Raw genomic sequence first — 19109 nt, forward strand, 5'->3', positions numbered from 1 at the left:
AGGTGTTAAAATGGAGGTTCAAGTAACAAAATTAGCAGAGGATAAGATAAAGGAGGCAATAAAAATATATAATGAAAAGAATCAATTAAGAATATATGTAGAGGCAATTGCGTGCCACGGTGCAAAATTTGGTCTTGCCTTTGATGATATAAAGGAGGATGACATAATAGAAAAGGTTGGAGATATTACATACTTTGCTGATGAAAATGTTTTAAAATATTCCGATGGAATAAAAATAGATTATGTTTTAGAGCCTAAAGAAGGATTTATAGTAACTTCCTTAAGGCCAGTAAAATCAAGCTGCTCAAGTTGTGCAGGTTGTAAATAATAAAAAGGGGGATAAAAATATGATTATCACAACTACTCCTTCAATAGAAGGAAAGAAAATAGTTGAGTACAAGGGCATTGTTTTTGGAGAGGTCATAAGCGGTGTAAACTTTGTAAAGGATTTTATGGCAGGACTCTCTGATATTTTTGGAGGACGTTCATCTACTTATGAGGAAGAACTACTTTATGCAAGGGATAGAGCACTTGAGGAGATGAAACAAAGAGCACAAGCTTTAGGTGCCAATGCCGTAGTTGGTGTAGATATTGATTATGAGGTATTAGGACAGTCAGGAAGTATGCTAATGGTTACAGCATCAGGCACAGCTGTTGTAGTAGAATAGGTGGCATTTTGCCACCTATTTATTTAAACTGTATTATAAAAGTGGTTCCTTCTCCTATCTTGCTTTTAACCTGTATGTTTCCATTATGAAGTTTAATTATCTCTTTAGCAATAGATAAACCAAGACCTCCTACCCCTTTTTCTTTAACCCTATAAAACCTTTCAAAAATAAATGGAAGGTGTTTTTCTTCTATTCCTTCACCATTATCTTTTATAGTTATTGTAATTTTTTCTTCATTGCTTATACTAATTTCAATTATTCCATCATCCTTTGTATGTTTAATGCAATTTGACAGTATGTTTAATATGGCCATCTCAAGGTAGTATCTATCGGCTTTCATTAATATATCATTTCCATTTATTAAAATAATCCTGTTTCCCTTTATTATTTTTATTTTATCTACAATATCACTTAACAAGGCATATAGATTTACTTCTTCAAACTTTAAATTTATATTACCTGACTCTATTTTAGAAAGTTCAAGGTTTTCATTTATAAGTTTATTTAACCTTTCAACCTCTTCAATTATATCCTTAATATATTCCTTCCTCTCTTCTATAGGAACAATGTCGTCATAGAGTGCCTCTGCATATCCTTTAATAATCCCAAGGGGAGTTCTAAATTCGTGGGTTACATTTGCTATAAAATCCCGCCTTAATTTTTCAGTTTTAGAAAGGTTTTCAGCCATTGAGTTTATTGTTTTTGAAAGTTCTTCAATCTCATCATTGGTATTTATATTTAGTCTTATGCTGTAATCTCCCCTTGATATTTTCTTGGCAGCATCATTTATTTCGATGATTGGCTTTGTGAACTTGTTACTAATAAAGTATGCACCAACAAAGGATATAAGTATTGCAACAAAAAGAAGATAAGTAAATTGTTTAGATATATTAGATACTGCATTGTTTATTTCAACTGTAGGTATATGAATAAATATAGCAAATATATTACCGTTTAATTTAGCAGGATAGCCAAGAGAAATAATCTTGCTCTGCCTTAACATCATTTCATCTGTTCTATATATTATTTGACCATCTAAAACACTGCTTAAATAGTTTTTTTCTATATTCATTATTTTGCCTGTCATACCCATCATATGCGAGTATTCTTTGAAAACAATATCTCCATTGCTATCGTAAATTGATATTCTTGCATTTAATGTGCTTGAAATTTTCTCTATTTCAGAAGTTAGTTTGTCTTGGTTTAGAAGATTTTTTTCAATAACTTGTGCATAGGAAATAAGTTTATCCCTTTCAGTATTTGAATAGTACCTATTTAATATATTACTTTGCAGAAGTACATTAAAAACTAAAAGAATAATCATTAAAAGAGATGTGTACACTATTAACTTATATCTTATTCCTCTCATTTTTTCACCTCGAATTTATATCCAAACCCTCTAACCGTTTGAATATAGTCCCTATAATCACCAAGTTTCTCTCTTATATTTTTTATGTGGGTATCAACAGTTCTAAGGTCTCCATAATATTCATATCCCCAAACAGCATCAAGTATTTGTTCCCTTGATATGGCTATGTTTTTATGTTCATACAGATATAAAAGAAGCTCAAATTCCTTTAATGTCAAATCAATAGTATGTCCGTTAACTCTAACCTCCCTTGCAGATTTATCAATAAGTATTCCTTCTGATTCATCAGTCTTCTTAACTCTTTTTAATATGGCACGAGTTCTTGCTACTATTTCCCTTGGACTTGCAGGTTTTACAACATAGTCATCCACTCCAAGGTCAAAACCGAATAATTTATCATCCTCTTCGCCACGGGCAGTTAGCATAATAACAGGAACATCGCTTTCCTTTCTTATTGTTCTTAAAACACTCCAACCATCACGTTTTGGAAGCATAACATCAAGTATGATAAGTGAATGAGTAAGGGGTGAGAATAAATTTATAGCCTCTTCACCATCCTTTGCCTCATCAACGCTATATCCTTCGTTTTCAAGATAAAGTTTTAAGACACGTCTTAATTTATCCTCATCTTCTACAAGAAGTATTTTACTCATAAAAATGCCCCCTAATATTGTTTTAACTATATATTAATACATAAAATCAAAAAATAAAATGAACTTCACAAAATCTACACAAAAATCCCATAAATCAATCACATTATAAAAATATAATCAAAGTATAAGATAAATAAATTAAATTTTTAGGAGGTAGATTAGTATGAAGATGAAAAAGATGGCATTAGGACTTTTAATAGTAGGGGCAGTATCAACAACTGCACTTGCTTATGCAGCCACAAGACCAGTTGATATAGTTTCAAAGCTAACAGGAAAGACTGTAGAAACTTTATACCAAGAAAGAGCACAAGGAAAGACATACGGAACAATAGCAAAGGAAGCAGGAAAGCTTGATGAGTTTAAAAATGAGATGTTAAAAAATAAAAAAGAAATATTAGACCAAAGAGTAAAGGAAGGAAGGATAACTCAGGAACAGGCAGATGAAATTTATAATTCTATTAAAAACAATATAGCAAATTGTGATGGAACAGGCTCACAAAGACTTGGTCAAAAATATGGTGTTGGTTTTGGGAATAGCCAAGGAAAAGGTATTGGAAATGGTGCAGGATTAGGTCAAGGAATGAGAAGAGGATTTGGAAATGGGTTTAACAGGAGATAGGATGTGTAAATAAATATATTAATAAAAAAGAGTAGTAAACAATCTGATTACTTGTTTACTACTCTTTTTGTTTTTTATGATATAATGAAAATTGAGAATTTTATGACAAGGTGGGTTGGCAATGTTTAAGAAGTTGGTTGATTTTATAAATAGACAAGCTATTTTAATTCTAATAATAGCAAATATAGCAGCAAGTTTATTGCTTATGTATACAAAAAATGATAGAGAACAGACTGTTTTTGCAAAACCTCTATATCATTTTTATTTTATAACACAAAACTCAACAGATCCCTTCTGGAGAGAGGTTATAATGGGGGCAAATAAGGCAGCAAAGGATAATAATGTAGTAATAGAGTTCTGCTCTCCAAGATTTAATGATCCAAAGGAACAGTTAAAATATCTTGATATTGCAATTTTATCAAAGGTAGATGGAATTATTACCCACGTTCCAACAACAGGAGATTTCACAAGCCTAATTGATAGGGCATTTTTTAAGGGTATTCCTGTTATTACATTTGAAAATGATGATAATAAAAGTAAAAGATATTCCTTCGTAGGGGTAAATAGTTTTGAGGTTGGTAAAAAGGCAGCGGAACTTATGATAAAAGCAACAGGTGGAAGAGCCAATATTGCAATTATCACAAGCAATGATTTAAATCAAGATTTGGTGGAAAACAATCTAAAAATGAACGGTTTTTTTAGTGCCATAAAGGATTATCCAGAAATGAAGGTTGTAAAAACCTATACATCTAAAATGGGCATTTTAAGTGCAGAGGAAATAACACAAAAGATTATAGATTCGCAAGAAAAAATAAATGCTATTTTTACAGTTAGTTCAGCAGATACCTTAGGAGCAGCACAGCTAATTGTAGATAGAAACAAGGTTGGTGAAATAATACTTGTGGGCTATGGAAGTTCAGAGGAAATCATAAGATATATTGATAAGGAAATTATTTATGGAACTATATCAAGTGATCCCTTTCAGATGGGATACGAAAGTGTTAAAGCACTTATTGATATTAAATCATCGAAAAATGTTCCGTATTATATAAATACCGAATTAAAGGTTTTAACAAAGGAAACGATTGAGGAATTCAAGAAAAAAAGCAATGAAAAGGAAAAACTTCTAAAGTGGGAGAGTCTTTATGAATAGAGAGTTTTTTAAATTCTTTGGAATAAGAAAAAAGCTAATTATATATTTTTTGTTTATTATATTGTTCTTAAGTAGCATAAGTCTTTTTTCCTATTATAGTGCCAATGTAGTTTTAAATAATACAAATACAATCATAAAGGATTATATATACATAAATGATGTAAAAAACACAGTAAATAGCCTAATTACAGAACTTGAAAAATACTTGACTACCGCCTCCTCGGAAAGTCTTTTGCGTTATTATGACTATTATAATAGACTTCAGGTAATATCAAGGGAAATACCAAGAACGTTAGATTACAATGAAGATAAATTAATTCTAAAGGATATTGGTAATATGCTTGATGAACTTTTATCAGAAACGGATAAGGCTGTGTTGGCAAAGAGAGGTAGGATAAGCAGTAGATACATAGCAAATTTTGAAAGGGTTACTGAAATAGGTGAATATATAAACAAATATAACAATAAACTGTTAGACAATACATTAAAGGGTGGTACCGAAAGATACCAAAACATAAATAGCAATATGAGGTTTATTATTATACTAACCTTTTTTGCAATAATTGTATCAGTTATTGTCACATTATATATTGCAGCATCTGCAACCTATAGATTAATAAAACCAATATCTGAGCTATCAAAATATGCAGAACGAATTACAGAGGGAGACTTAGAGGTTAAGCTTACTCAAACCCATACAGGCGATGAAACAGATATTTTAACAGGTGCATTTATAAAGATGGTTGAGAGCATAAAGGATTATATAAGTGAACTTAAAAAACAAGCCGAGATGGAAAATAAGCTAAAGGAGCAGGAGCTTCAAAATTTAAAAATGGGTAGTCTTCTTAAGGAGGCAGAACTTAAGTATCTACAATCACAAATAAACCCCCATTTTTTATTTAATACATTAAACGCGGCGGCACAATTATCAACAATTGAAGGGGCTGATAAGACATCAGAGTTTATTGAAAACATAGCACAACTTTTTAGATACAACCTTAAAAATATTGATGATTTAGTCTCCTTAAGGGATGAAATAGAACACGTTATAAATTATATGCAGATTTTGAAGATGAGATTTGGAAACAGGATAGACTTCTATACTGATATAGATGAACTTGCGTTAGATACAAAAATACCAAGAATAACACTTCAGCCGATTGTTGAAAATGCTTATATACACGGACTTCAAAATCTTGAAAGAAAAGGGGAAATACATCTTAATGTAAAGGCAGAACTTGATTATGTATTAATTGATATTATTGACAACGGGACAGGAATGGATACAGAGTGTATAAATGCAATAATATGTTCCGATAAAGACGAAGAGATTGCCAAAAAACACGTTACAGGTATTGGAATGAAGAATGTCTTAGAAAGGTTAGAGCTTCTTTTTAATATAAAAGATAGAAGTGAGTTAATAAGTATTGAAAGTAAAATAGATGAAGGTACTAAAGTAACCTTGAAGATACCAAGATTTAATGTGGGACAAGGGGGATTAAAAGTATGTTGAAGGTTTTAATAGTAGATGATGAGTATCTTGTTCTTGAATATATAAAAATGATAATAGAAAAAAACTTTGATGATGTAAAAATTGTAGATACTGCAGCTACAGGACGTGAAGCAATAGAAAAGGCAATACAAACAAAGCCAGATATTGTTTTTATGGATATACATATGCCTGGCATTAATGGAATAGAGGCTATAAGGCAGATTAAGTCTACAAATAGCGATATATTTTTTGTAATACTAACAGCCTATGAATACTTTGACTACGCAAAGGAGGCATTAAATCTTGGTGTTTTTGAATATCTTTTAAAACCTATAAATAAACTTAAGTTAATAGAAACCATTAATAATCTAAAAACTGCAATTGAAAAAAGAAGAAGAAATATAATGTTGGAGGTTGAATTAAAGGAGAGAATAAACAATATTGTACCATTTTTAGAGGGACAATTTATAGCATATAAGATGTTCAATATAGGAACATTAAATGATGTGGGATTTTATGAAAATGTTTTTAATATGTCATTAAGGCAGGGTTATGTTATGAGTGTTTCCCTTGAGGGTGATGGGCGTTTAGTAGGAAATACAACTCTTAAGGACAAATATGATAAACAGAATTTTTACGACCTGTTTAAAATAAAATTAAAAAGTATAGTTCCCTGCATTATATCCAATCCTTTATCGGATAGAATTGTAGCCTTTATCCCGACTGATGAAGATGAGGATGAATTTGTTAAATATAAATCCATTGAAACAGCAAAGAAGTTTGAAGAAAAAATAAAGGGTGCATCTAATTTAAAATATAAAATAGGAATAGGTAGAAATTATAGTATAGAAAATTTTAATAAGTCCTGTAATGAGGCCTATATTGCATCTTCTATAAATAATGGACAAACTATTGTTCATTATGAGGATATAAATCCTAATACTCAAAAGGATGATGTGTACCCTTGGAACCTTGAAACTGCCTTTTTAAACTGTATTGTTTCAGGAGACTTTAATGGTGCTAAGGAAGCTTTTAAATCAATATATGTTTGGTTAAGCAATGCATATGTTAATGATATATACAAAATAAAAACAAAACTTATAGAATTGGCCTTTAATGTAGATAAAGTTATTCCATATAAGCTTGATAATATTAATACCCTAAAGCAGGCATTTGTTTTGACGGTTTTAAAGGAAGAGGATATAAATGAAATAAGAAAAAGCTTTTTACAGTATATTTCAGATATCTCCCTTGAAATACAAAATAGAAAGCAGGAGCAGGTGGATGATATTATATCAAAGGTTTTAGAATTTATAAACAAAAATTATAAAGAAGATATTTCTCTTCAGGATGCAGCACAGCACGTTAATATTAGTTATCATTATTTAAGCAAAATATTTAAAAATGAGATAGGAAAAGGATTTACAGATTATTTAACAGAACTTAGAATAGAAAAGTCTATGCAATTATTATCTAATAGAAATATGAGTATAAAGGAGATATGCCAAGAGATAGGATATAATGACCCTAACTACTACTGCAAAATATTTAAAAAGATAACTGGAATGACCCCCACAGAATATAGAGCTTCAAGCAGGATAAGGGGGGATTATGTTGATTAAGGATAGGTTTTTAAGAAATTCAATATTAGTTTCACTCCTCCTACTTCTCATAATACAGACAGCCTTAATTTTTATAAAGTTTTATAAGCCCTATGTATATTTATCTTCAAACAATAGTGTGAAGGATGATAAAAAGAAGATAAGAATAGGTTTTTCACTTGGTACTTTAAAGGAAGAAAGATGGATAAAGGATAGAGATATTTTAATGGCAAAGGCAAGGGAATATGATGCTGAAATCATAGTACAAAATGCAAATAATGACGACCAAGATCAACTAAATCAGGTTAAATATCTATTGGATCAGGGGATTGACGTGCTTTTGCTTGTTCCTAATGACTATATAAAGGCACAAAGTGCAGTTCAAATGGCAAAGGAAAGGGGAGTTCCAGTTATATCCTATGACAGATTGGTGCTTAATTCTAATGTCGACCTCTACATTAGTTTTGACAATGTAAGGGTTGGAGAGCTTATGGCAGAGGGAATATTAAATAAAATGAGATATGGCAACATTTTTATAGTAAACGGTGCAAAAAATGACTACAATACAAAGATGATTAAAGAGGGTTATGATAAAAAGTTAGAGCCATATATTAACAATGGACAGATTAAGATAGTTGGAGAAGAGTGGTCGCCTAATTGGATGAGGGAGTATGCCTTTAATGTTGTTGATAGAGAACTACAGAAAAACACAGATATAGATGCTGTAATATGTGGAAATGACAGCCTTGCAGAGGGAGTAATTGAGGCACTTTCAGAACATAGACGTATAGGAAGGGTTTATGTAGTAGGACAGGATGCAGACCTTTGGGCTTGTCAGAGAATAGTAGAGGGTACACAGCTTATGACGATATATAAGCCAATTGATAGACTTGCGGAAGAGGCAATTAGGATGGCTATAAAGCTTGTAAAAAATGAACAAATACAAACAGATAATAAAATATTTGATGGTAAATACTATGTTCCTTATTATGTTTTAGAGCCTATTGCAGTGGATAAAAATAATATGGATGAAACCATAATAAGAGATGGATTCCACTTGAGGGAGGAAGTTTATCTAAAGAAGTAGATAGATTTAAACCCCATAAAAGATTTGGTATTTTATCAATCTTTTATGGGGTATTTTTGTGTAAAATTTTGCAACAAAAAATTACTAATTAATTTTATAAAATTCAGATAATTCACTAAATTATACTTATCCAACACAAATACCTACAGAGACAAGCCAAGATAAATATGCAATAATTTAGTTGAAGCTAATGAGTTAGAAAATTTTAAATTAGCTGAAAATAACAAACAAAATTCAGGGGGGTTTAGTATGATTAAATTGAAAAAGTTTATTTCAGCAGCAGTTTTAGGCCTTATGATGTTTAGCTTGACATCCTGTGGAACAAAAAAGGTTGATGTTGGTATAGTTCTACCAACAAAGGATGAACCAAGATGGGTTCAAGACGAAACAAGATTTAAGGAAGCTCTAAAAGACACTAACCATTCAGTAGAAATCCTATTTAGCCAGGGTTCATCAGCAAAGGAAAAGGAAAATGTTGACGCCCTTATAGCAAAGGGAATAAAGGTATTAATCATTTGTCCTCACGATGGTAGTGCAGCAGCTGCAGCAGCAGAAGCAGCTAAGAAGGAGGGTATTAAGGTAATCTCCTATGATAGATTAATAACTAATACCGATGCAGTTGACTACTATGTAACATTTGATAGCGTTGCAGTAGGTGAAGCACAAGCAAGATACTTAGTAGAACAAGCTCAAGGTAAAGGAAACCCATTATATCTATATGCTGGAGCAGCATCAGATAATAATGCATTCCTATTCTTTGAAGGTGCTTGGAATGTTCTTCAACCAAAGATTGCTGATGGAACATTTGTTATAAAGAATTCAAGTGAGGCAGTTGCATTACAAGGTAAGGCAAAGCTAACTCGTGATGAAATGAGTAGAATAATAGGACAAGTAACTACAAACTGGGATTTTAATGAAGCAAAGAATAAGGCAGAGGCACACTTAACTGCAGCTTCAAAGGAAGATAAGGGTAATGTATTTATATTAGCTCCAAATGATGGTACAGCTCGTGCAATAGCAGATGCATTCGCAGCTGACAAGGACGTTACAAGCTATAAGATAACTGGACAAGATGCAGAAAAGGCTTCAATACAATATATCATTGATGGAAAGCAATCAATGACAGTATTTAAGGATGTTAGAACACTTGTAAAGGATGCTATAGGAATGGCTAAGGATATACTTGATGGTAAGGAACCAAAGACTACTGGTTCATATAACAATGGTAAGATAGATGTTAAGGCAAAGCAAACTGAAGTTATTGTTGTAACAAAGGATAATGTAAAACAAGCTCTTATTGATTCAGGTTACTACAATGCTTCAGACTTTACAGGAATTAAGTAAAAGCAGTTTAAATTTATGAATAGTGGTAGCTTTGGCTATCACTATTCATTCATAAAATATTTTAATGTTTATCAAGGAGCGAGCGGTGCTATGAGCGATTATATTTTAGAGATGAAAAATATAACAAAAACATTTCCAGGAGTTAAGGCTCTTGATAATGTAAATTTTAAGGTTAAAAGAGGAGAAATCCACTGCTTAGTAGGTGAAAATGGTTCAGGTAAATCAACTTTAATGAAGGTTTTAAGTGGTGTATATCCTTATGGAGAATATTCAGGAGATATAGTTTTTAATGGAAATATTCAAAGGTTTTCACATATATCAGATAGTGAAAAGGTTGGTATTGTAACTATATATCAAGAACTTGCACTAATCCCTGAACTTACAGTATATGAAAATATTTTTTTAGGCCACGAAATTAAAAAAGGTAAATTTATAGATTGGGAAGAGACAATAGTTAGAGCCAAGGAGATGCTAAAAAAGGTTAAGCTCAATATAAATCCTTCAATTAAAATTAAAGACCTTGGTGTTGGAATGCAACAACTTGTTGAAATAGCAAAGGCCTTAAGTAAAAATGTAAAACTTTTAATACTTGATGAACCAACAGCTGCTCTAAATGAAGATGACAGTGAAAATCTTCTTAAACTTATAAAAGAATTAAAGGGACAGGGAGTAACCTGTATTTTGATATCACATAAGTTAAAGGAAGTTTTAGAGGTTGCAGATTCTATAACAGTATTAAGAGATGGAAAAACAATTTGTTCACTGGATAGGGAGAAGGATAAGATTACAGAAGGTATTATTATAAAACATATGGTTGGTCGTGAAATAGATGATATATATCCAAAGAGAAATATAAAGAATTTTGGTGACAAGGTACTTGAGGTTAAGAATTTAAGTGCCTATGATCCCAATTTAAATAGGCAGATACTAAAAGATGTTTCCTTTAATGTAAGAAAGGGAGAAATAGTTGGTATCGCAGGGCTTATGGGTTCAGGAAGAACAGAACTTGCCTTGAGTATATTTGGCAACTCGAAGGGTTATAGAGTAAAGGGAGATATTTTTGTCAATGGAGAGAAGAAGAGATTTTTAAAACCAAAGGATGCAATAAAGGCAGGAGTAGCCTATGTAACTGAGGATAGAAAGGGAAATGGTTTGATTTTAATCGATGACATAAAATCAAATATAACCTTGGCTAATTTAAAGTGCCTATGTGAAAAGGGATTTATAAATCAAAATGAGGAAATAAAGGTTGCTAATGAATATAAGGCATCTTTGAAAATAAAGGCTCCAAGTGTAGAACAAAAGGTTGGAAATTTGAGCGGTGGAAATCAACAGAAGGTTTCACTTGGGAAGTGGCTCTTTGCGAAACCATATGTGCTAATACTTGATGAACCAACAAGAGGGATAGATGTTGGAGCAAAATATGAAATATACACACTAATGAATGAACTTGTAAAGCAAGGTATGAGTATAGTTATGATTTCATCAGAACTACCTGAAGTTCTTGGAATGAGCGATAGAGTATATGTAATGTCAGATGGAAAAATAGTTGGTGAATTACCTATAGAAGAGGCAACCCAAGAAAAAATTATGGAACTTGCAACTAATTAGGAGGCGTGGATATGGATTTTATTAAAGAAGCAAAACAACTTTTAAGAGAAAATATTCGTGAATATGGTATGTATATAGCCTTAGCAGTTATAATGATTATATTTACAATAGGTTCTGGTGGGCTTTTTATATCATCAAGAAATATAAGTAATCTAATCAACCAAACTGGATATATTGCAGTTTTATCTGTTGGTATGACTTTGGTTATTGTAATAAGACACATTGACCTATCAGTTGGATATGTTGCAGGATTTTTAGGAGCACTCATTGCAATTTTACTTACAAAGTATGGTACTCCTGTTCCTGTAGCAATACTTGTAGCATTGATATTGGGTTTACTCATTGGTCTTTTCAATGGATATTTGATTGCAAATGTAGGTATTCCAGCCTTTGTTGCAACATTGGCGGGTATGCTTGTGTTTAGAGGAGCACTTTTACTTGCTACAGAGGGTACAGGAACAATAATAATACCAAACAAGAGCTTCAATGCAATAGGAAATGGATATATTCCGGACATTGCAAATATAAAGGGAGTTCACCTTTTAACTTTACTAATTGGTGCTTGTGCAATTGTTTTCTATATATATAGCGAATACAAAACAAGAAAAAATAAGTTAAAATACAACTTTGAAGTTATTTCTAAACCTATGTTTATATTAAAACTTGTATTCATATCGTCAATAATAGGATATGTTACTTGGATTCTTTCTGGGTATAATGGTCTTTCTTGGACAGTAGTTATAGTAATAATTGTAGTTGCTGTATATCACATAATAACCACAAAAACATCTCTTGGAAGACACATTTATGCGGTAGGTGGAAACCCAGAGGCTGCAAAGCTAAGTGGTATTGATGTAAGCAAGATAACATTGATAGTTTTTGGTTCAATGGGACTACTTGCTGCACTATCAGGAATTTTATACACTGCACGTTTGCAATCAGCAACAACTACAGCAGGAACATTATTTGAACTTGATGCAATTGCAGCTGCCTACGTTGGTGGAGTTTCTGCAGCAGGTGGCGTAGGAAAGGTTACAGGTTCAATAGTTGGTGCACTTGTTATGTCATCCCTTATTAACGGTATGAACTTAATGGGAGTAGGTATTTCATATCAATATATTATAAGAGGTGCTGTTCTTGCAGCAGCAGTAATATTTGATGTAAAGACAAGAAACAAGAGCAAGTGATTTTGAGAAGTTCCCCCTTAAATTATATATTTGCTCTTTAAGATGAAAAGGTAGAGGCTGTTTCAAAATAGCCTTTACCTTTTTATTTTTATAGATAAATTGTATTTAATAAAATTTTAAATATAATTTAATCTCAAAAAAATATCGAAAATTTAAAATTGTAATAGAATTATGACGATGATATAATAAAATATATAATATTTTATACATAAATAGGAAGTGTAAAGGAGGTATATTTTGCAATGAAGAAAACAAAAAAAGGTAAACTTAGGAATAAGCTAACAAGTCTTATTGTCCTCACAGCAATTATTCCCCTTTTATTAGTTTCATTTATTCTTATTAACAACAGTACTAAACTTGTTGAGGAGAAGGTAAATAATTTAACAAAACAAATATCTGTTGAAAAGGTAGCATACATCGATTCTTTAATAGACGTATCAAAGGCAGCAACAGAGTCTATAACAAAAAATGAAATGATTCTTTCTGGTAATAGAGAAGATATAGTTTCAACATTAACAAATTACAAAACATCAAATCCAAACTTTTTTCAAGTTTATGTAGGAAAACAAAATAAGGAGTTTATAATAATTCCGCAAAAGGAAATGCCAAAGGACTATGACCCTACACAAAGACCTTGGTATAAAGATGCAACAAGTAATTTTGGCAATGTAATAATAACAAAGCCATATAAATCAACTACAACCGGATATATGATGGTAACAGTTGCAAAGGCATTTAGATTAAATGATGGAACAGAGGCTGTTGTTGGTATAGATATAACTCTTGAGGCACTTATTGAACACATAGTGAAAACAAAGGTTGGAGATACTGGATATGCAGCACTGATACTTGAAGATGGTACAATAATAGCACATCCTAATAAAGAAATGGTATTAAAAAATATTGTTGAAGAATTCGATTTTGGAAAAAGTATAATTGAAACAAAGAGTGGAAATTTGAAATATAAGTTTAATGGAGAAAATAGAATAAGTGGGTTGGAACAGTCAAAGCTTACGAAATGGATTGTAGTTTCAACAATGAATGAAAGTGAATATAAAAAAGCACTAAATACAAGTAAATTTAAGGTGATTATAATACTAATATTGACATTGATTGCAATAATATCATTGGGCTATTATTTATCAATGCAAATTACAAAACCTTTGATAGGTTTATCAGCATTAATGAAGAGGGCAGCAGAAGGTGATTATACAATTGAAGTTGATGTAAATCAAAACAATGAAATAGGCGATATACAGGATAGCTTTAGGACTATGGTAGAGTCACAAAAGAATATGATTAAGGAAATTATAGAAAATGCCCACGAAGTTTTAAGTCAATCAGAGGGGCTATCTTCTATATCTGAAGAGATGGCATCGTCATCTGAGGAACTTGCAAAAACAATTCAACAGGTTGCAGAGGGTTCATCAGCCCAAGCCAATGATCTACAGGATATTGTTGCAGCAATGACGGATTTATCAAATAAGATTGAAAACCTATATAAAGAGTTAAAAAATGTAAAAGATGAGACAGATAATGCAAAAAATAAGGCAAAATTAGGTAAGGGAGAAATAGAAAGATTAGTGCAATCTATAGATGAAATTCAAAAATCCTTTGAAATAGTTGTGGATAAGGTTAATAACTTAACTACATCAGTTAAGGAAATAAACAATATAACAAATACAATAAATACTATCTCAGAGCAGACTAACCTACTTGCATTAAATGCAGCAATAGAGGCAGCAAGAGCAGGCGATGCAGGACGTGGTTTTGCGGTTGTAGCAGAGGAAGTAAGAAAGCTTGCTGAAGAATCTAAAAAGTCTACAGCAGAAATAACACAGCTAATTAATTCAATTCAGATGGATGTTCAGGAAGTTATAAATTCATCAAACAATGTAAATGGCTTAGTAAAAGAGCAAACTAATGTTGTTCAAAACACAGTTGTTGCCTTTGGTGAGATTTTAGAATCTGTTGAAAAGGTTGTACCACTTATTGATAACACATATAGAGAAATGAATGTAATGGAAAAGGCTAAGAATGATGTTCTACAAAAGGCAGAAGGGGTTACTGCAGTTGTTCAAGAAAATACAGCAGCCTCAGAAGAGGTTGCAGCATCTTCAGAGGAACTTTCAGCATCTTCAGAGGAGGTTGCAGCAACATCTCAAAGCTTAAGTTCTATGGCTAATAATTTGGTTAATGCTGTAAAGAAATTTAAAGTGGAGTAATAATTACCCTTGACAAAATTTATCTATTTGTTATCATAAAATTTAAGAAATTAATATTTGTGCTATGAGAGGAAGGAGTAGCTGAATAAGTTGCTTTTAGCGAACCGAGGAGGGTGAAAGCTCGGTAGTAACCTTCAGTGAAGGGCAGCCTTGAGCACTACCTTAAAGCTGGGCGTTATGCCAATAAGGGTGGAACCGCGGAAGTAAACCTTTCGTCCCTTGCCGGGATGAAGGGTTTTTGTTTTGGAAAAAATAAAAAGAAGGAGGTACAAAAATGGCAGTTGAAAAGACAATGGATAAGATTGTTTCCCTTTGTAAAACAAGAGGTTTTGTTTTCCCAGGTTCAGAGATATACGGAGGCCTTGCAAACACTTGGGACTATGGCCCACTTGGTGTTGAATTTAAAAACAATGTAAAGAAGGCTTGGTGGAAAAAATTCATTCAAGAGAGCCCATATAATGTTGGTTTGGACTCTGCAATACTTATGAATCCTGAAGTTTGGGTTGCATCAGGGCACGTTGGAGGCTTTTCAGATCCTCTTATGGATTGTAAAGAGTGTAAAACAAGATATAGAGCTGATAAACTAATAGAAAATTTTATGAAAAATCAAGGCGTTGAAAATCCAATCGTAGACGGTTGGAGCAACGAAAAAATGAAGCAGTACATAGATGAAAATGGAATAGCCTGTCCTGAATGTGGAGCTAAAAACTTTACAGACATAAGACAATTTAATCTTATGTTTAAGACATTCCAAGGAGTTACAGAGGACTCAAAGGCACTTGTATATTTAAGACCTGAAACTGCACAGGGTATATTTGTAAACTTTAAGAACGTTCAAAGGACAACAAGAAAAAAATTACCCTTTGGTATAGGTCAAATAGGAAAATCCTTTAGAAACGAAATAACACCTGGTAACTTTACATTTAGAACAAGAGAATTTGAGCAAATGGAACTTGAATTCTTCTGCAAGCCAGGAGAAGACCTAAAGTGGTTTGAATATTGGAAGGAATTCTGTAAAAATTGGCTACTTAGCCTTGGTATGAAGGAAGAAAATATTAGACTTAGAGATCACTCAAAGGAAGAACTATCCCATTACAGCAATGCTACAACAGACATAGAATACAAATTCCCATTTGGCTGGGGAGAACTATGGGGAATTGCAGATAGAACAGACTTTGACCTAAAGCAACATATTAATCATTCAGGAGAAGAACTTGTTTATTTTGACCCTGAAACAAATGAAAAGATAGTTCCATACTGTATAGAACCATCTGTTGGTGCAGATAGAGTTGCCCTTGCCTTCTTAGTTGATGCCTACGATGAAGAAGAATTAGAGGGCGGAGATGTAAGAACAGTTTTAAGACTACATCCAGCACTTGCTCCATTTAAGGCAGCAGTACTACCACTTTCAAAGAAACTTTCTGATGAAGCCTTTAAGGTATACGAAATGCTTTCTAAGAAGTTTATGGTTGACTTTGACGAAACAGGAAGTATAGGAAAGAGATATAGAAGACAGGATGAAATAGGTACTCCATTCTGTATAACCTTCGACTTTGATTCATTAAATGACAACTCAGTTACAATAAGAGATAGAGACACAATGACTCAAGTTAGAATACCAATTGCCGAAGTTGCAAAATATATAGAAGAGAGATTAGAATTTTAAAGAGGTGTAATATATGGAAATTGATGCAAAGGCACTTGTTCTAATGAAGAGGGAAAATGGAGTTCTTCAGGAGGAACTTGGAAGCTATGAGATTGAAGAGGGTTTAAATTTAGTCTATAAGGCGTATGTTGAAGATGGTAAGGTTTATCTTTTCCTCACCACAAAGGATGATGTTACCGATGAGGAGTTTACACAAATATATGATATGTATGACATAGAAAAGTACAGTCAGATGGGATACAAAGTAGAGGAGATAGACGATGAATACAACCCAATGTGGTGTGTAGAGCTTGACTTTGTAGACGACCACGAAGAGATGCAGGAGAGATTAAATGATGTAATTTTATTCCATAATGATGAGATGAATAGAATATATGAAGAAATAAGGTAAGTTAAAACAGCCCACCTTATAAAAATAAGGTGGGCTGTTTTTTTGTTAAATGTTACAATTCAAAATTTAAAAATAAATTAACTTTAAAAACAATATCAATAGAGTGTATTTAACAAATATTTAAACAAATTAATAAAAATGTAATATTATGATGTCGATAAATGTCAAAATTAAATAGTTTACATCAATTTATGTCATATGATATAATTCGAATTGGTCTTTTAATTTAAAAATTTATTACACTAAAGAAAAAAATAAAATTAATACAAATTAATGAGGAGGGTTTTTAATGGTAAGAGGGAATAGTACAGGGAGTAAAAACTTTCTTAAAAACATCAAAATGTTTTCTCTTATATTAATCCTAATTGCCTTTATGGGAGCTTCATTAATTGGTATTTCATTATTAGGAATGAGAAATATGCGGGTATTAAGTGGGGATATGAATAATCTTTACAATGAAAGGATGCTACCATCCCTTGAACTAAAGCATATTGAAACAGAATTTTATAAGATAAGATTATCATTATCACAAATGGTCTATTCAAACAAATATGATGAAACATTAGAACAAAATATAAATAAACAAAAAGACAATATTGATAATATACTTGAACATTATAGAAATACTAAGATGAATGAAGAACAAAAGAAGATGTTATTAGAAGTAGAAGGTGCATATAAAGCATATATGGATAATTCAAAACTATTAATTAACCAATTAAAGACAGGACAATCAATATCTGCAGAGGAAACTCAAAATTTAAAAAGTTTAACTTTGAATATTCAAAATGCAATAGATACATTAGTGCAAAAAAATGCATCTGAGGCAACAATAGCTGTTGATAGAGCAAATTTACTTTATTCTAAATCAAGAACTATAATGCTTAGCGTTTCTTTAATAATGGTAATTATATCAGCAGTTTTTGCTTATTTGGCTACAAAATTATTAAAAAATTCTATGGCACAAATAAACTATGTTGCAGAAAAGTTAAGTCAATATGATTTTACAGTAGAGCTGGATACTGAAGGAAAAAATGAATTTATAGAAATGAATAAGTCTCTATCAAAAGTTATAGATAATATGAAAAATGCGTTGGCTGAAATAAAAGAAAATACAGAAATCCTAAGTGCAAGTTCACAGGAATTATCTGCAACATCAGAGGAAATGGCATCATCATCACAGGAACTTGCGAAGACAATGGAACAGGTGGCAGAGGGTGCAACATCTCAGGCAAATGACCTACAGGATATAGTAAATCTAATAGCAGATTTAACTACAAATATAGAAAATGTATACGCTGAACTTAGAAATGTAAAGACAGAAACAGATAATGCAACAAACAAAGCAAATATTGGAAATGCTGAAATGGACAAGCTTGTAAAATCAATAACCGAAATCAAAAATGCCTTTGAAGTTGTTGTAAATAAAGTTGGAACACTTACGGCTTCAGTTAAGGAGATAAATAATATAACAAATGTAATAAATGCAATTTCAGAACAAACAAACCTACTTGCTCTAAATGCAGCAATAGAGGCAGCAAGAGCAGGAGAGGCAGGACGTGGATTTGCGGTAGTTGCAGATGAAGTAAGAAAACTTGCAGAAGAATCAAAGAAATCAACAGCAGAAATAATTGAACTTGTAAATTCAATCCAAAAGGATACAGAAGAAGTTATTAAAACATCAAATGAGGTTGAGACATTTATACAAGCTCAAACAAGTGTAGTAGATAATTCAGTTATGGCTTTTGTAGATATATTAAATTCTATAGAAAATATAGCACCTCTTATGAATAGAACATATGAGGGAATGGATAAAATAGTAAAATCTAAGGATGAGGTTTTATCAAAGGTAGAAGGGGTAAGTGCAATTGTAGAGGAAAACACAGCAGCATCAGAGGAGGTTGCAGCTTCATCCCAAGAAATATCAGCAGCATCAGAAGAGGTTGCTGCAACAGCACAAAACTTAAGTGCTATGGCTATGGATTTAGCTAATATAGTAAGTAGATTTAAGGTTGAATAAAATAGTGCCATAAATTTTTATGG

The 19109-nt window shown here is 32.0% G+C and carries 16 protein-coding genes; 14 read left to right on the top strand and 2 right to left on the bottom strand.

The window, feature by feature from the left end:
• The first annotated feature begins 10 nt into the window (after positions 1-10).
• Together A3M9_RS0102635 and A3M9_RS0102640 are read left to right on the top strand one after the other, a co-directional pair.
• Positions 11-328 (top strand): hypothetical protein, encoded by a 318-nt coding sequence (locus tag A3M9_RS0102635; RefSeq protein ID WP_027307825.1) that lies wholly within the window; start codon positions 11-13, stop codon positions 326-328.
• A gap of 19 nt (positions 329-347) precedes the next feature.
• Positions 348-668, top strand: coding sequence for a putative heavy metal-binding protein (locus A3M9_RS0102640; RefSeq protein WP_027307826.1), 321 nt, complete (start codon positions 348-350; stop codon positions 666-668).
• Positions 669-687: 19 nt separating this feature from the next.
• On the opposite strand, the gene A3M9_RS0102645 is transcribed toward A3M9_RS0102640, so the two are convergent.
• Together A3M9_RS0102645 and A3M9_RS0102650 are read right to left on the bottom strand one after the other, a co-directional pair.
• On the bottom strand, positions 688-2037 hold the full coding sequence (locus A3M9_RS0102645) for a cell wall metabolism sensor histidine kinase WalK (RefSeq protein ID WP_027307827.1): 1350 nt from the start codon (positions 2035-2037) through the stop codon (positions 688-690).
• Positions 2034-2690, bottom strand: a complete 657-nt coding sequence (locus A3M9_RS0102650; protein WP_027307828.1) for a response regulator transcription factor — start codon at positions 2688-2690, stop codon at positions 2034-2036. Before A3M9_RS0102650 ends, A3M9_RS0102645 begins: the two co-directional genes overlap by 4 nt.
• Positions 2691-2853: 163 nt before the next feature.
• On the opposite strand from A3M9_RS0102650, the gene A3M9_RS0102655 reads away from it, so the two are divergent.
• The 12 genes from A3M9_RS0102655 to A3M9_RS0102710 all read left to right on the top strand — a co-directional run bounded on the left by A3M9_RS0102655 (position 2854) and on the right by A3M9_RS0102710 (position 19086).
• Positions 2854-3309 (top strand): DUF2680 domain-containing protein, encoded by a 456-nt coding sequence (locus A3M9_RS0102655; protein WP_027307829.1) that lies wholly within the window; start codon positions 2854-2856, stop codon positions 3307-3309.
• 121 nt (positions 3310-3430) lie between these two features.
• Positions 3431-4462, top strand: a complete 1032-nt coding sequence (locus A3M9_RS0102660) for a substrate-binding domain-containing protein (protein ID WP_035165685.1) — start codon at positions 3431-3433, stop codon at positions 4460-4462.
• On the top strand, positions 4455-5975 hold the full coding sequence (locus A3M9_RS0102665) for a sensor histidine kinase (protein WP_027307831.1): 1521 nt from the start codon (positions 4455-4457) through the stop codon (positions 5973-5975). Before A3M9_RS0102660 ends, A3M9_RS0102665 begins: the two co-directional genes overlap by 8 nt.
• On the top strand, positions 5969-7576 hold the full coding sequence (locus A3M9_RS0102670) for a response regulator (protein ID WP_027307832.1): 1608 nt from the start codon (positions 5969-5971) through the stop codon (positions 7574-7576). The genes A3M9_RS0102665 and A3M9_RS0102670 overlap by 7 nt, the downstream gene beginning before the upstream one ends.
• The gene (locus A3M9_RS0102675) at positions 7569-8642 is read left to right on the top strand and encodes a sugar ABC transporter substrate-binding protein (RefSeq protein ID WP_027307833.1); all 1074 of its coding nucleotides are present in this window, start codon (positions 7569-7571) and stop codon (positions 8640-8642) included. The genes A3M9_RS0102670 and A3M9_RS0102675 overlap by 8 nt, the downstream gene beginning before the upstream one ends.
• A gap of 249 nt (positions 8643-8891) precedes the next feature.
• Entirely contained in the window at positions 8892-9986 is a 1095-nt protein-coding gene (locus A3M9_RS0102680) for a sugar ABC transporter substrate-binding protein (protein WP_084424581.1), read from the top strand.
• 90 nt (positions 9987-10076) lie between these two features.
• On the top strand, positions 10077-11597 hold the full coding sequence (locus A3M9_RS0102685; protein WP_027307835.1) for an ATP-binding cassette domain-containing protein: 1521 nt from the start codon (positions 10077-10079) through the stop codon (positions 11595-11597).
• Between the two features lie 11 nt (positions 11598-11608).
• Positions 11609-12784 carry a sugar ABC transporter permease gene (locus tag A3M9_RS0102690; RefSeq protein WP_027307836.1) on the top strand — a complete coding sequence of 392 codons (1176 nt, stop codon included), beginning with the start codon at positions 11609-11611 and terminating at the stop codon, positions 12782-12784.
• Positions 12785-13026: 242 nt separating this feature from the next.
• Positions 13027-15009 carry a methyl-accepting chemotaxis protein gene (locus A3M9_RS0102695; RefSeq protein ID WP_027307837.1) on the top strand — a complete coding sequence of 661 codons (1983 nt, stop codon included), beginning with the start codon at positions 13027-13029 and terminating at the stop codon, positions 15007-15009.
• A 274-nt stretch (positions 15010-15283) separates the two neighbouring features.
• Complete coding sequence (locus A3M9_RS0102700; protein WP_027307838.1) at positions 15284-16675, top strand: glycine--tRNA ligase; 1392 nt, start codon at positions 15284-15286, stop codon at positions 16673-16675.
• Positions 16676-16688: 13 nt separating this feature from the next.
• Positions 16689-17066, top strand: a complete 378-nt coding sequence (locus A3M9_RS0102705) for a DUF6762 family protein (protein WP_051350562.1) — start codon at positions 16689-16691, stop codon at positions 17064-17066.
• Positions 17067-17355: 289 nt separating this feature from the next.
• On the top strand, positions 17356-19086 hold the full coding sequence (locus A3M9_RS0102710) for a methyl-accepting chemotaxis protein (RefSeq protein ID WP_027307840.1): 1731 nt from the start codon (positions 17356-17358) through the stop codon (positions 19084-19086).
• The last annotated feature ends 23 nt before the right edge of the window (positions 19087-19109 follow it).

Origin of the sequence: Caloramator sp. ALD01 (assembly GCF_000472625.1) — a bacterium.
Lineage (GTDB): Bacteria > Bacillota > Clostridia > Clostridiales > Caloramatoraceae > Thermobrachium > Thermobrachium proteoclasticum.

Bases quoted from the DNA above. Each gene is read 5' to 3' on its own strand.
- A3M9_RS0102700 (WP_027307838.1), top strand. From the start codon at position 15,284: ATGGCAGTTGAAAAGACAATGGATAAGATTGTTTCCCTTTGTAAAACA.
- A3M9_RS0102680 (WP_084424581.1), top strand. From the start codon at position 8,892: ATGATTAAATTGAAAAAGTTTATTTCAGCAGCAGTTTTAGGCCTTATG.
- A3M9_RS0102655 (WP_027307829.1), top strand. From the start codon at position 2,854: ATGAAGATGAAAAAGATGGCATTAGGACTTTTAATAGTAGGGGCAGTA.
- A3M9_RS0102645 (WP_027307827.1), bottom strand. From the start codon at position 2,037: ATGAGAGGAATAAGATATAAGTTAATAGTGTACACATCTCTTTTAATG.
- A3M9_RS0102670 (WP_027307832.1), top strand. From the start codon at position 5,969: ATGTTGAAGGTTTTAATAGTAGATGATGAGTATCTTGTTCTTGAATAT.
- A3M9_RS0102650 (WP_027307828.1), bottom strand. From the start codon at position 2,690: ATGAGTAAAATACTTCTTGTAGAAGATGAGGATAAATTAAGACGTGTC.
- A3M9_RS0102660 (WP_035165685.1), top strand. From the start codon at position 3,431: ATGTTTAAGAAGTTGGTTGATTTTATAAATAGACAAGCTATTTTAATT.
- A3M9_RS0102710 (WP_027307840.1), top strand. From the start codon at position 17,356: ATGGTAAGAGGGAATAGTACAGGGAGTAAAAACTTTCTTAAAAACATC.
- A3M9_RS0102635 (WP_027307825.1), top strand. From the start codon at position 11: ATGGAGGTTCAAGTAACAAAATTAGCAGAGGATAAGATAAAGGAGGCA.
- A3M9_RS0102690 (WP_027307836.1), top strand. From the start codon at position 11,609: ATGGATTTTATTAAAGAAGCAAAACAACTTTTAAGAGAAAATATTCGT.
- A3M9_RS0102665 (WP_027307831.1), top strand. From the start codon at position 4,455: ATGAATAGAGAGTTTTTTAAATTCTTTGGAATAAGAAAAAAGCTAATT.
- A3M9_RS0102695 (WP_027307837.1), top strand. From the start codon at position 13,027: ATGAAGAAAACAAAAAAAGGTAAACTTAGGAATAAGCTAACAAGTCTT.
- A3M9_RS0102685 (WP_027307835.1), top strand. From the start codon at position 10,077: ATGAGCGATTATATTTTAGAGATGAAAAATATAACAAAAACATTTCCA.
- A3M9_RS0102705 (WP_051350562.1), top strand. From the start codon at position 16,689: ATGGAAATTGATGCAAAGGCACTTGTTCTAATGAAGAGGGAAAATGGA.
- A3M9_RS0102640 (WP_027307826.1), top strand. From the start codon at position 348: ATGATTATCACAACTACTCCTTCAATAGAAGGAAAGAAAATAGTTGAG.